We start from the raw sequence: 13311 nt of genomic DNA, 5'->3' as shown, positions 1-13311 counted from the left end.
GCGCATCAGCGTCCGTGTCGACCGCGCGGAGATATTCCCGCGCCGCAGGCGCCGGGAATATCGCTACTTGGAGAGAACGAAGCCCTTCAGCTTCGCGAAGGCCGCATCCACCAGAGCCTTCTGCTGCTCGGCGTGCAGGTGCGCGTAACCCACGGCGGGCGAGGCGGAGGCGGCGCGGCCGGCGTAACCCAGCTTCTGGCCTTCGCTCATGTTCTCGTGGATGTTGTGCTGGATGAAGAACCAGGCGCCCTGGTTCTGCGGCTCGTCCTGGCACCACACGAGGTCGGTCGCGTTCGGGTACTTCTTCAGTTCCGTCGCGAAGGCCTTGTGCGGGAAGGGATAGAGCTGCTCGATGCGCATGATGGCGACGTCGTCGGCGCCCTTCTCCTCGCGCTTCTTGGCCAGGTCGTAGTAGACCTTGCCCGAGCACACGACCACGCGCTTGACCTTGTCGCCCTTGAGGTCCTTCTGGTCGGGGATGACCGTCTGGAAGGCGCCCTTGGTGAACTCGGACAGCGGCGAGGTCGCGTCCTTGTTCCGCAGCAGCGACTTGGGCGTCATGATCACCAGCGGCTTGCGCAGGTTGCGCACCATCTGGCGGCGCAGCAGGTGGAAGATCTGGCTGGCCGTGGTCGGCTGGCACACCTGGATGTTGGTGTCGGCCGACAGCTGCATGAAGCGCTCCAGGCGCGCGGAGCTGTGCTCTGGGCCCTGGCCCTCGTAGCCGTGCGGCAGCATCAGCGTGATGCCGTTGACGCGGCCCCACTTCACTTCGCCGGAAGCGATGAACTGGTCGATCACCACCTGGGCGCCGTTGGCGAAGTCGCCGAACTGCGCTTCCCAGATCACCAGCGTGTTGGGGTCGTTGGAGGCGTAGCCGTACTCGAAGCCCAGCACCGCCTCTTCCGACAGGATGGAGTCGATGCAGACGAAGGGCGCCTGGTTCTCGGCCACGTTCTGCAGCGGGATGTAGGTGCCGGTGTCCCAGCGCTCGCGCTGCTGGTCGTGCAGCACGGCGTGGCGGTGCACGAAGGTGCCGCGGCCCACGTCCTCGCCGGACAGGCGCACCGGGTAGCCGGAGGCGACCAGCGAGGCGAAGGCCATGTGCTCGCCCATGCCCCAGTCGATGTTGACGTCGCCGCGGCCCATGGCGGCGCGGTCTTCCAGCACCTTCTTGACCAGCGGGTGCACGCTGAAGTCCTGCGGCACGGTGGTGATGCGCTCGGCCAGGCGCTTCCACTCGGCCAGCGGGATGGCGGTGTCGGCCGCGTCGGTCCACTTCTTGCCCAGGAAGGGCGCCCAGTCGACGGCGTACTTGCTCTTGAAGTTGGACAGCACCGGGTCCACCGTGTGCTTTCCCTGGTCCATGGCGGCGCGGTAGGCCTTGACCATGTCGTCGCCCAGCGTGTCGCCCATGCCCTGGGCGGCCAGCTTGTCGGCGTACAGCTTGCGCGTGCCGGGGTGGGCCGCGATCTTCTTGTACATCAGCGGCTGGGTGAGCGAGGGCGTGTCCTGCTCGTTGTGGCCCAGCTTGCGGAAGCAGACGATGTCCACCACCACGTCCTTGCCGAACTCGGTGCGGTACTCGATGGCCAGCTGCGTGGCCAGCACGACCGCTTCCGGGTCGTCGCCGTTCACGTGCAGCACCGGGCACTCGATCATCTTGACGATGTCGGTGCAGTACAGCGTGGAGCGGGCGTCGCGCGGGTCGGAGGTGGTGAAGCCGATCTGGTTGTTGATGACGATGTGCACCGTGCCGCCCGTGAAGTAGCCACGGGTCTCGGCCAGCGCCAGCGTCTCCTGCACCACGCCCTGGCCGGCGATGGCGGCGTCGCCGTGCACCAGCACCGGCAGCACCTGCTTGCCCTGGGTGTCGGCGCGGCGGTCCATGCGGGCGCGCACCGAGCCCTCGACCACCGGGTTCACGATCTCCAGGTGCGAGGGGTTGAAGGCCAGCGACAGGTGCACCGGGCCGCCGGGGGTGCTGACGTCGGAGCTGAAGCCCTGGTGGTACTTCACGTCACCCGCGGGCAGTTCCTCCGGTGCGCTGTGGTCGAATTCGGCGAACAGGTCCTTGGGCATCTTGCCCAGGGTGTTGACCAGCACGTTCAGGCGGCCACGGTGGGCCATGCCGATCACGATCTCCTGCACGCCCTTGGCGCCGGCCTGCTGGATCAGTTCGTCCATGGAGGCGATGAAGCTCTCGCCGCCTTCCAGCGAGAAGCGCTTCTGGCCCACGTACTTCGTGTGCAGGAAGCGCTCGAGGCCTTCGGCCGCGGTCAGGCGGTCGAGGATGTGGCGCTTCTTCTCCGCGGTGAAGCTGGGCTTGCTGCGGATCGCTTCCAGCTTCTGCTGCCACCAGCGCTTGTGGCCCTGGTCGCTGATGTACATGTACTCGGCGCCGATCGTGCTGCAGTAGGTCTCGCGCAGCGCGTTGAGCAGCTCGCGCAGGGACATGCTGTCCTTGCCGAAGAAGGTGTTGCTGGTGTTGAACACCGCTTCCTGGTCGGCGTCGCTGAAGCCGTAGAAGGAAGGATCGAGCTCGGGGATGTGCTCGCGCTCGGTGCGCTTGAGCGGGTCGAGGTCGGCCCAGCGGCAGCCGACGTTGCGGTAGGCGGCGATCAGCTGCTGCGCGGCGGTGCGCTTGCGGGCGAGTTCGGAGTCGGCGCCGGCGGCCACCACCACGCGGGTGACGCCCTGCTTGGCGCGCTGCGCGAAGGCGTTGACCACCGGCAGGTGGGGCACGTCCTTGGCATTGGAGCCGTCGACCGCGGGGACGTTCTGGAGCGCGTCGAAGTACTCGCGCCAGTTGTCGGGGACGCTGCCGGGATTGGCGAGGTAGTTTTCGTACATCTCCTCGACATAGGGCGCGTTGCCGCCGAAGAGATAGGAATTGCCGTTGTAGGCCGTGTAGACGGAGCTCTGCTCGCTCATCGGTTCGCTACTTTCCGTTCCCCTGCAGGGAACAATGAAGCTGGTTGAGAAACCTCCCGCGACACGGCTTTACCGGTTGGCGGATGCGACTGTGGGGAAGGGCCCTTGGTTGCGGGGGGATTGTGCCATCGAACGGCGGGCGCCGCCATTGGCCGGGATCAGAGAAGCTGTTGTGGCAAGGGGGATGAATGTCAGGGCCGGGAAAGAAAAGGGGCGCAGCGCGCCCCTTGCGTCCTGTGCAGTCCCCGCCTACACGAGGTCCTTGATCTGCTGCAGCGCCGTCGGGTCCTCGATGGTCGTCAGGTCGCCCGGGTCGCGGCCTTCGCACACAGCCTGGATCGCCCGGCGCAGCAGCTTGCCGCTGCGGGTCTTGGGCAGCACGGTGACGAAGCGCACGCGCGCCGGCCGCGCCACGGCGCCCAACTGCTCGTCCACCACCTTCATCACCTCGCCCTCGAGCTTCAGCCGCGCCTTCTCGTCGGTCAGCGCGGAGGTGTCCTTCACGACGCAGAAGGCCATGGCCACCTGGCCCTTGAGCTGGTCGGCCACGCCCACCACGGCGACTTCGGCGATGTTGGGATGCGAGGAGATGCTCTCCTCGATCTCGCGGGTGCCCAGGCGGTGGCCGGCGACGTTGATCACGTCGTCGGTGCGGCCCAGGATGTAGAAATAGCCGTCCGCATCGCGGATGCCCCAGTCGAAGGTGCTGTACACCTGCTGGCCCGGGATGCTGGACCAATAGGTCTTGACGAAACGCTCGTCGTCCTTCCACACCGTCTGCATGAAGCCCGGGGGCGTCGGCCCCTTGATCACCACCACGCCCTTCTGGTCCGGGCCGGTGAGTTCCTCGCCGGTGGACTCGTGCACCAGGCGCACGTCGTAGCCGTACATGGGCACGCCCGGGCTGCCGAACTTGCTGGGCTTCTTCTCCACGCCGTTGGCCACGGTCAGGATCGGCCAGCCGCTTTCGGTCTGCCAGTAGTTGTCGATGATCGGGCGGCCCAGGCTCTCGGAAATCCACTTGGCCGTCGGCTCGTCCAGCGGCTCGCCCGCCAGGAACAGGGCGCGCAGGCTGGACAGGTCGTACTTCTTCAGGAAGGCCGGGTCCTGCTTCTTCAGCACGCGCACCGCGGTGGGCGCGCTGAACATCGAGGTCACCTTGTACTTCTCGACCAGGCTCCACCAGATGCCGGCGTCCGGGCGGATCGGCAGGCCTTCGTACATGATCGTGGCCATGCCGTACAGGAGCGGGCCGTACACGATGTAGCTGTGGCCCACCACCCAGCCGATGTCGCTGGTGGAGAAGTAGGTCTCACCGGGCTTGCCCAGGAAGATGTGCTTCATGCTGGCGGCCAGCGCCACCGCGTAGCCGCCGACGTCGCGCTGCACGCCCTTGGGCTTGCCGGTCGTGCCGCTGGTGTAGAGGGTGTAGCTGATGTCGGTGGAATCCAGCCATTCGCAGGGCACCTGGGTGCGCAGGTGCTTGTCGGCCAGCGTCGCCCAGTCCTGGTCGCGGCCGGCAACCTTCTCCATGGGCGCGAGCTTGCGGTCCACCAGCAGCACGGCGTCGGGCTTGTGCGCCGACAGCCGGATGCCCTCGTCCAGCAGCGGCTTGTACGGCACCACCTTGCCGCCGCGCGAGCCGGCGTCGGCGCTGACCACGACCTTGGGCGTGGCGTCCTCGATGCGCGAGGCCAGCGAGTGCGAGGCGAAGCCGCCGAACACCACCGCGTGGATGGCGCCGATGCGCGCGCAGGCCAGCATGGCGAAGGCCGCTTCCGCGATCATGGGCATGTAGATCAGGACGCGGTCGCCCTTGCCCACGCCCAGCGACTGCAGCACCGCCGCCATCTTCTGCACTTCGTGGTGCAGCTCGCGGAAGGTGTAGACGCGTTCCTCGTTGGTCTCGCTGGAGACGAAGATCAGCGCGGCCTGGTCGGCGCGCGTGGCCAGGTGGCGGTCCACCGCGTTGTGGCACAGATTGGTCTTGCCGCCGGCAAACCACTTGAAGAACGGCGGGTTGCTCGCGTCGCAGATCTGCGCCGGGGGCGTCTGCCAGTCGATCAGCTTCGCCTGTTCGGCCCAGAAGGCGTCGCGATCCTCGATCGAGCGACGGTAGAACTCCGCGTAACCCATGCTTGTCTCCTGCAGGTCTTGACCGCCGCGATTGTGGCCACGGGACTTGCCGGAAGCTGACGCAGGCGGCGCCCCTGCCCCTATTTGACGACGGTCAACACGTCCCGGAACCGGGGATGACCCGCATCCCGCAGCCACTCGAAGGCCACCATCTCGGTGGTCACCAGTTCGGCGCCCGCGCCGGCGAGCCGGTCGAAGGCGGCGTCGCGATTGCGCTCGCTGCGCGAGCTGCAGGCGTCCGTCACCACCCAGACTTCCAGCTCCTCCTCCAGCAGGCCCAGCGCCGTCTGCATCAGGCACACGTGCGCTTCGCAGCCGGCCAGCACGATGCTTTCGCGCGCGGCCGCGGGGCCGGCGCCGCCTTCTGCAGGTGCTTGGGCAGGCTGCGGGCATTGCCGCCCTGCGGCTTGGCCGCGGGCTTCAGCCGCGGCAGCAGCACGCTGGTGCCGTCGAAGGCCATCTTGGGCAGCACGCGGCCGGCCACCAGCGGCTGCAGCGCCTCCACCGTGCCACCGAGGCTTTCGGCGTTCTCCTCGGTCGCCCACAGGGGCACCTGCAGCATCTGGGCGATGCGGGCCAGCCGCAGGGCATTGGCCAGGACCAGCTCGCCCTCGTGGATGGCGGGCATCAGGCGTTGCTGGTAGTCGACCAGCACCAGTTGGGATTCTTCGGCGTCCAGCAGCATAGGCATTCCTTCGAGGGGGATTATTGACTGCGGCTAGGATGGCCCGGAAATGGACTCGCCCCGTCCCGACCTCGTCGGCCTGCACGAACACCCGGAATGGCAGAAGCCGCTGTTCGCGGCGCTGGCGCGGCGCGGCGTGCGTTTCGAGCCCTTCGACGTGACGCGCGCGGCCTTCAGCAACATGGAGGCGCCGCGCGCACCGCTGTACTTCAACCAGGCCAGCCCGAGCGCCTACCTGCGCGGCAACACCCGGGCCGTGCCGCTGGCGCTGGCCTGCATGCGCACGCTGGAGCGCCTGGGCGCACGCGTGCTCAACGGCGCAGACGTGTTCGCGCTCGAGCTGAGCAAGAGCGTGCAGGCGAGCCTGCTGGAAAGCCTGGGCATCGCGACGCCCCGCTCCATCACCTTCAACGACGCGTCCGCCCTGCGCGCCCATGCCGCCGCCATCACATGGCCCGCGGTGCTCAAGCCCGACCAGGGCGGCAGCGGCGCGCGCATCCAGGTGGTGGACTCGCTGCAGGAGGTGGAGGACATCTTCCGCCGCGATCCCGCCAACTGGCTGCCCGACAACCTGTTCCTGCTGCAGGAGTACCTGCCGCACGATCCCGAGCAAGGGATCGTGCGCCTCGAATTCGTGGGCGGCGAGCTGCTCTACGCCATGCGCGTGAAGACCCACGGGCGCTTCAACCTGTGCCCCTCGCCGGTGTGCAATCCCGACGACGGCGCAGGGATGTGCGAGCTGCCCGCCCACGAGCCCGTGGCCGCGCCGCCGGTGGAGTTCCACCCTTACCCCGAGGTCCCGCCGGAGGCCGTGGCCACCGCCAGGCGCATCGTCCAGGCGGTCGGCCTGGATGTCGGCGGCATCGAATACCTGGACACCACCGACGGGCGCCGGGTCTTCTACGACATCAACGCCAACTCCAACCTGCGGCCTTCGGTGGCCGAAGCCTTCGGCTTCGATCCGTTCGAGCGCGTCGTCGACTACCTCGAGCGCGAGATCGCGCGCGGGCGATAGGGAACTTGCCTAAGTGGGGGCCATCCAGCGCGACGGTACACTTCCCGCGCACCCCCTCATGTCCAGCCGCGCTGTCCAAGACTCCCAACCCATCCGGCTGCTGTGCGTCGAGGACAACCCGGACGACGTCGAGCTCATGGGCCTGGCGCTGGAACGGGCGGACCCGTCCCGCCGCTACGAGCTGCACCGCGTGGACAACGCGAGCAGTTTCGTCGCCGCCCTCGAAGGCGACTGGGACGTCATCCTGTGCGACTTCAACCTGCCCCGCTTCTCGCCCTATGCGGCGCTGCAGATCCTGGTCACCCGCCGCTGCACGGTTCCCCTGATCGTGCTGACGCGCGCCATCGGCGAGGAAGCGGCGGTGCACGTGCTGCGCTGCGGCGCCAAGGACTACCTGACCAAGGACAAGCTGGGCACGCTGCCGCAGATCATCGGCCGCGTGCTCGAGGAACGCCGGCGCGCCCAGGAGAAGGAACGCGTGGACGCGGAACTGCAGGCCGCCTACGCGCGCCTGAAGGAGCTGTCCGCCCGCTTCGTGCTCGCGCAGGAGCGCGAACGCTCCCACATCTCGCGCGAACTGCACGACCAGCTGGGGCAGACGCTGACCGCCGTGGTGATCCACCTGCACGCGGCCAAGCGCACCCCCGAGCCGGGCGTGGCGAACAAGCACAGCGAGACGGCGGCCGAACTGGCCAACGGCGCGCTGCAGCAGCTCAAGACCCTGTCCTTCTCCCTCCGGCCGGCGCAGCTCGACCTGCTGGGGCTGGTGCCGGCGGTGCAATCGGCGATGCAGCGGATCGCCGAGCCGGCCGGCCTGCGCTGGGAGGTCACCACCCGGGGCCAGGAGCCCAAGGTGCTGGAGGAGAACGCCGCGGTCGCCGTGCGCCTGGTGCAGGAGGCCCTGACCAACACCGTGCGCCACGCCAAGGCCTCGCGCGTGCGGGTGCGGCTGCGCTTCCTGCCGCGGGGCCGCATCAGCGTGCTGATGGTGGACGACGGCATCGGTTTCGACAAGGCGGCCGTCCTGAACGGCCATCAGAGTGAAAGAAACATCGGGTTGTACGGCATGATCGAGAGGACGGAACTGGCGGGCGGACGGCTGCACATCCGCACGCGCGAAGGCAGCGGCGTGGCGATCCGCGCAGTGCTGTGATGACGAGAGGGAGCCCCACCATGATGATGATGCACAAGAACGCGAACAATCCCCTGCCGATCCAGGTGGTGCTGGCCGACGACCACGACCTCGTGCGCTCCGGCATCAAGGCGCTGCTGTCCACCGTGGACGGGGTGCAGGTGATCGCCGAGGCGCGCAACGGCAACGAACTGCTGCAGCTGCTGGAATCGGTGAAGCCGGACGTGGTGATGACCGACATCTCCATGCCGGGCATGGACGGCATCACCGCCATCGCCGAGATGCACACGCGCTTCCCGGACGTGAAGGTGATCGTGCTGTCGATGTACGACACGGTGGACTTCGTCAAGCGCGCGGTCGCCAACGGCGCCTGCGGCTACCTGATGAAGGACGCGCCCCCGTTCGAGCTGGAACAGGCGCTGCGCAGCGTGATGGCCACCGGCAGCTACTTCAGCGCCGCGGTCGCGCAGCGGCTGCTGCAGCCTTCCGAGCCGACCGTGGACGACGAGCTGACGACCCGGCAGGTCGAGATCCTGACCTTGATCGCGCAGGGCAAGTCGGCCAAGGAAATCGCTTTCGAGCTGGGGCTGAGCCCCAAGACGGTGGACGTGCACCGGGCGCGGATCATGGAGCGGCTGCGCCTGAACGACATCGCGAGCCTGACCCGGTATGCAGTGCGCAAGGGCCTGGTCAAGGCCTGAGCCCTATCGGACCACGCGCACCAGCTTCGCATTCCCCTCGTCCGTCAGCAGGTACAGGAAGCCGTCCGGCCCCTGCCGCACGTCGCGCACCCGCCCCACCCCTCCAGCAGCTTCTCTTCCCGCGCCATCTTGCCGCCGGCCAGCTGCAGGCGCGCCAGGTAGGCGAACTTCAGCGAGCCGACGAACAGGCTGCCCTTCCAGTCCTCGCCGTAGCGGTCGCTGGTCAGGAAGGCCATGCCGGACGGCGCGATCGAGGGCACCCAGTAGTGCAGCGGCTGCTCCATGCCCTGCTTCTGGGTGATGCCGTCGCCGATGCGGCCGCCCCCGTAGTTCTCGCCGAAGGTGACCACCGGCCAGCCGTGGTTGCGCCCGGCCTGCGGCTGGTTGATCTCGTCGCCACCCTGCGGGCCGTGCTCGTGCATCCATAGCGTACCGTCGGGCGCCAGCGCCGCGCCCTGCGCATTGCGGTGCCCGTAGCTCCAGATCTCCGGCAAGGCGCTGCCCCGGCCCACGAAGGGGTTGTCGCGCGGAACGCCGCCGTCCTTCTGCACGCGGACGATCTTGCCGTGGTGCGTGTCCAGCGTCTGGGCGTCGTCCTTGCGCTGGAAGCGGTCGCCCAGCGTCAGGAACAGGTTGCCGTCGCGCGCCTCCACGATGCGGCAGCCGAAGTGCAACGAACTGGCCACCTTGGGCTTCTGGCTGAAGATCACCCGCACTTCTTCCAGCCGGCGCTCGTCCGTGGACAGGCGCGCGCGCGCCAATGCCGTGCTGTTGCCGCCACTGCCCGGCTCGGAGAAACAGAAATAGATTGTTCGATTCGTCGCAAAAGCCGAGTCGGCCACCACGTCGAGCAGCCCCCCCTGCCCGCGCGCCGCAACCTCCGGCACGCCGGCCAAAGGCGCGCCCAGCGCGCCTTGCGCACTGATGACCCGCATGCGGCCGGGGCGCTCCGTCACCAGGAAGCGGCCCTGCGGCAGGAAGGCCACGCCCCAGGGGTGTTCCAGCCCGGTGGCCACCGTCTGGGCGCGCACCTGCTGGGCGGCGGCCAGCGGCGCCAGCGAAGCTGCGAGAATGGCCGCGGTGCAGGAAGCTGCCAGCCGGCCCCAGAGCCGCAGGCAGGAGATCGTTGGGAAGTTGCTGCGCATGGTGGACGCATTGTTCCCCAGCCGCCCTCCCCGTGGGGAGCCGGCCCCGCCCGGCAGCAAATCTTCGAAACAAATCAAGAACTTGGAATGAACTGTTCGCTTGACGGCTGGCTCGGCCGGAGGCTAATCTCCGCGCCCATGACCCGCTGGCTCAGCCTCCTCCTGCTTGCCGCCGCCACCGGCGCCCAGGCCGCGCCTCCGGCCTCCGCCGAGGACGACGTCGGCCGTTTCATGGCGGAAAAGCGCCTGGTCGACCGGCTGGAGGAAGTGCGGGTCAACGTGGGCGAGCGCGTGCACGAGGGCGCCTCGCGTGTCGCGCACCGGGCCTCCGACCTCGTGGTCACCGCCATGGGCTTCCTCGGCGTGCCCTACCGCCGTGGCGGCAGTTCGGTGGAAACGGGCTTCGACTGCAGCGGCTTCGTCAAGGCCATGTACGAGCAGACGGTCGGGCTGATCCTGCCGCGCCGCGCCAACGAACAGGCCGCAGCCACGCAAAAGATCGACCGCAAGGAACTGCAGCCGGGCGACCTGGTGTTCTTCAACACGCTCAAGCGCACCTTCAGCCACGTCGGCATCTACGTCGGCGACAACAAGTTCATCCATTCGCCCAAGCCTGGTGCACAGGTGCGGGTGGAAGACATGGGCGTGCCCTACTGGTCCACGCGCTTCGACGGTGCCCGCCGCGTGAACCTGCCGATGCCGGCCGCGCAGGCCTCGTCCGTGCCGCAATAAATTCCCCGCGTAAGAGAGATTCCCATAGTGAATACGCGAGGATGCAAAGGCATCCCCGCCCCGTACCATGCGCCCGCCACAACCAGGAGAGCGGCATGGCCAGACTCAACGTCAACGGCGCGGTACGCGACATCGATGCGGAAGGTGACACCCCCTGCTCTGGGCGCTGCGCGAGCAGCTCGGCCTGACCGGCACCAAGTACGGCTGCGGCATCGCCGCCTGCGGTGCCTGCACCGTGCACATCGACGGCGTGCCCACCCGCAGCTGCGTGCGGCCGATCTCCAGCATCGGCGCCAGCGAGAAGATCGTCACCATCGAAGGCCTGTCGCCCAACGGCTCGCATCCGGTGCAGCGCGCCTGGGTGGCGCTGGACGTGCCGCAGTGCGGCTACTGCCAGTCCGGCCAGGTGATGGCGGCGGCGGCCCTGCTGAAGGCCAAGCCGCGCCCCACCGACACGGACATCGACGAGGCCATGGGCAACATCTGCCGTTGCGGCACCTACAACCGCATCCGGGCGGCCATCCACGCCGTGGCGCGCGGCGAACTCAAGAGCGCCGGCCTCTCCATCCAGCACACCGACGGGAGCACGACATGAGCACCGACGCCCACTCCCTGGACCGCCGCGGCTTCCTGAAGGCCGCAGCTTCCGCCGGCCTGGTGGTCGGCTTCCACGTGCCCTTCGCGGGCAGCGCCGAGGCGCAGGCCGCGGCGCCCGAGGTGAACGCGTGGGTGGTGGTCCGGCCGGACGACACGGTCGTGATCCGCATCGCCCGCTCCGAGATGGGCCAGGGCACGCTGACCGGCCTGGCGCAGCTGGTCGCCGAGGAACTGGAGTGCAACTGGGCCAAGGTCACCACCGAATACCCGACGCCGGCCCAGAACCTCGCGCGCAAGCGCGTGTGGGGCAACTTCTCCACCGGCGGCAGCCGCGGCATCCGCGAGTCCCATGACTACGTGCGCAAGGGCGGCGCCACGGCCCGCATGATGCTGGTGCAGGCCGCGGCCAACGAGTGGAAGGTGCCGGTGTCCGAGCTGCGCGCGGCCAACAGCGTGGTCACGCACGTGCCCACCGGCCGCACGCTCACCTATGGCCGGCTCGCTCCCGCGGCCGCGCAGCTGCAGCCGCCGGCCGACGTGGCCCTGAAGGACCCCAAGGACTGGAAGCTGGTGGGCAAGCGCCTCGCGCGCCTGGACACGGTGGAAAAGGTCACGGGCCAGCAGGTCTACGGCGCCGACCTCAAGCTGCCCGGCATGCTGAACGCCGCGATCAAGGACTGCCCGGTGTTCGGCGGCAAGGTGAAGAGCGTCAACGAAGCGGCGATCCGCAACCGGCCCGGCGTGAAGCGGATCGTGCGGGTCGGCGACAGCGCCGTGGCCGTGGTGGCCGACACCTGGTGGCACGCCAAGACGGCACTCGATGCGCTGCCGATCGAATGGGACCTGGGCCCCAACGTCAAGGAATCGAGCGCCAGCGTCGCCGCCATGCTCAAGGCGGGGCTGGACGCCAACGACGCGGTCGTCGGCAACCAGAACGGCGACGCCAAGGCGGCACTGGGCTCGGCGGCGCGCGTGATCGAGGCGGTGTACTCCTACCCGCACCAGAACCACGCGACCATGGAGCCGATGAACGCCACGGCGCGCTACACGCCGGAGCGCTGCGAGGTGTGGACGCCGACGCAGAACGGCGAAGCGGCACTGGCCGCGGCGTCCGAAGCCTCGGGCCTGCCGGCGGAGAAGTGCGAGGTCTACAAGCTGCTGCTGGGCGGCGGCTTCGGCCGGCGCGGCGCCGTGCACGACTGGGTGCGGCAGGCGGTGGAGATCGCCAGGCAGATGCCCGGCACGCCGGTGAAGCTGCTGTGGTCGCGCGAGGAGGACATGCTGCACGGCCGCTTCCACCCGGTCACGCAGTGCAAGCTGCGCGCGGGGCTGGACGCGCAGGGCAACATCACCGCGCTGCACATGCGCATCTCCGGCCAGTCCATCCTGGCCGGCGTGTTTCCGCAGAACATCCGCAACGGGCTGGACCCCGTGGTGTTCCAGGGCCTGAACGCGCCCGGGCCGGAAGCGTCGATCGGCTACAGCTTCCCCAACCTGCTGGTGGACCACGCGATGCGCAACCCGCCGGTGCCGCCGGGCTTCTGGCGCGGCGTGAACCTGAACCAGAACGCGATCTACCTGGAGTCCTTCATCGACGAGGTCGCCCATGCCACCCACCAGGACCCGCTGGCGCTGCGCCGCAAGCTGATGGCCAACCACCCGAAGCACCTGGGCGTGCTCAACGCGGTGGCCGAGCGCGCGGGCTGGGGCCGGCCGGCGCCCGACGTGAGCGGGCAGAAGGTCTATCGCGGCCTGGCGCAGACCATGGGCTTCGGCAGCTACGTCGCGGCCTGCGCCGAGGTCTCGGTGAGCAACGAGGGCGAGCTGAAGATCCACCGCATCGTCGCGGCCACCGACCCCGGCCATGCCGTGAACCCGCAGCAGATCCCGAGGCACAGGTGGAGGGCTCCTTCGCCTACGGCCTGTCGGCCGCGCTGTTCGGCGAATGCACGCTCAAGGACGGCCACATGGAGCAGGCGAACTTCGACACCTACCCGGTGGTGCACATGAAGCACATGCCGAAGGTGGAGACCATCGTCATGCCCTCGGGCGGTTTCTGGGGCGGCGTCGGCGAACCGACGATCGCGGTGGCGGCGCCGGCGGTGCTCAACGCGATCTTCGCGGCCACCGGCAAGCGCATCCGCGACCTGCCGCTGAAGAACCAGAGCCTCAAGCGCGCCTGAAGGATGTCCCCACGGCTGTCCTTCTCCCTCCCCCCTCCGGGGAGGGCCGGG

9 protein-coding genes and 2 pseudogenes are annotated in these 13311 nt (G+C 68.7%); 7 read left to right on the top strand and 4 right to left on the bottom strand.

All coding sequences use genetic code 11. The features are described from left to right. Nucleotides 1-63: 63 nt before the first annotated feature. The 3 genes and pseudogenes from HK415_RS06420 to HK415_RS06410 all read right to left on the bottom strand — a co-directional run bounded on the left by HK415_RS06420 (nt 64) and on the right by HK415_RS06410 (nt 5755). Nucleotides 64-2934, bottom strand: a complete 2871-nt coding sequence (locus HK415_RS06420; RefSeq protein ID WP_171557468.1) for a 2-oxoglutarate dehydrogenase E1 component — start codon at nt 2932-2934, stop codon at nt 64-66. A 249-nt stretch (nt 2935-3183) separates the two neighbouring features. Then, nucleotides 3184-5070 (bottom strand): propionate--CoA ligase, encoded by a 1887-nt coding sequence (locus HK415_RS06415; protein WP_171557466.1) that lies wholly within the window; start codon nt 5068-5070, stop codon nt 3184-3186. An 80-nt stretch (nt 5071-5150) separates the two neighbouring features. Next, a pseudogene (locus tag HK415_RS06410) lies at nt 5151-5755 on the bottom strand (isochorismatase family protein). A gap of 49 nt (nt 5756-5804) precedes the next feature. Here HK415_RS06410 and HK415_RS06405 point away from each other — a divergent pair. The 3 genes from HK415_RS06405 to HK415_RS06395 are packed head-to-tail and all read left to right on the top strand — an operon-like array spanning nt 5805 to nt 8603. Then, a complete protein-coding gene (locus tag HK415_RS06405; protein WP_171557457.1) occupies nt 5805-6770 on the top strand; it encodes an ATP-grasp domain-containing protein in 966 nt (321 codons plus the stop codon). Nucleotides 6771-6828: 58 nt separating this feature from the next. Continuing rightward, entirely contained in the window at nt 6829-7923 is a 1095-nt protein-coding gene (locus tag HK415_RS06400) for a hybrid sensor histidine kinase/response regulator (protein WP_171557455.1), read from the top strand. A 20-nt stretch (nt 7924-7943) separates the two neighbouring features. Beyond that, nucleotides 7944-8603 carry a response regulator gene (locus tag HK415_RS06395; RefSeq protein WP_171557453.1) on the top strand — a complete coding sequence of 220 codons (660 nt, stop codon included), beginning with the start codon at nt 7944-7946 and terminating at the stop codon, nt 8601-8603. Between the two features lie 3 nt (nt 8604-8606). On the opposite strand, the pseudogene HK415_RS06390 reads toward HK415_RS06395, so the two are convergent. Next, a pseudogene (locus HK415_RS06390) lies at nt 8607-9748 on the bottom strand (PQQ-dependent sugar dehydrogenase). Nucleotides 9749-9886: 138 nt separating this feature from the next. On the opposite strand from HK415_RS06390, the gene HK415_RS06385 reads away from it, so the two are divergent. The 4 genes from HK415_RS06385 (at nt 9887) to HK415_RS24640 (ending at nt 13260) form a co-directional block, all read left to right on the top strand. Then, nucleotides 9887-10480, top strand: a complete 594-nt coding sequence (locus HK415_RS06385; protein WP_171557452.1) for a C40 family peptidase — start codon at nt 9887-9889, stop codon at nt 10478-10480. Nucleotides 10481-10715: 235 nt separating this feature from the next. Further along, nucleotides 10716-11075, top strand: coding sequence for a (2Fe-2S)-binding protein (locus tag HK415_RS06380; protein ID WP_309246599.1), 360 nt, complete (start codon nt 10716-10718; stop codon nt 11073-11075). Further along, the gene (locus tag HK415_RS06375; RefSeq protein ID WP_253261790.1) at nt 11072-13087 is read left to right on the top strand and encodes a xanthine dehydrogenase family protein molybdopterin-binding subunit; all 2016 of its coding nucleotides are present in this window, start codon (nt 11072-11074) and stop codon (nt 13085-13087) included. Before HK415_RS06380 ends, HK415_RS06375 begins: the two co-directional genes overlap by 4 nt. Beyond that, nucleotides 13045-13260, top strand: coding sequence for a hypothetical protein (locus HK415_RS24640; RefSeq protein ID WP_253261789.1), 216 nt, complete (start codon nt 13045-13047; stop codon nt 13258-13260). The genes HK415_RS06375 and HK415_RS24640 overlap by 43 nt, the downstream gene beginning before the upstream one ends. Nucleotides 13261-13311: the final 51 nt, after the last annotated feature.

Source organism: Ramlibacter montanisoli, from assembly GCF_013087525.1.
Lineage (GTDB): Bacteria > Pseudomonadota > Gammaproteobacteria > Burkholderiales > Burkholderiaceae_C > Ramlibacter > Ramlibacter montanisoli.
The sequence above is the reverse complement of the archived record's forward strand: the minus strand, read 5'-3'. Positions and strand labels throughout refer to the sequence as shown.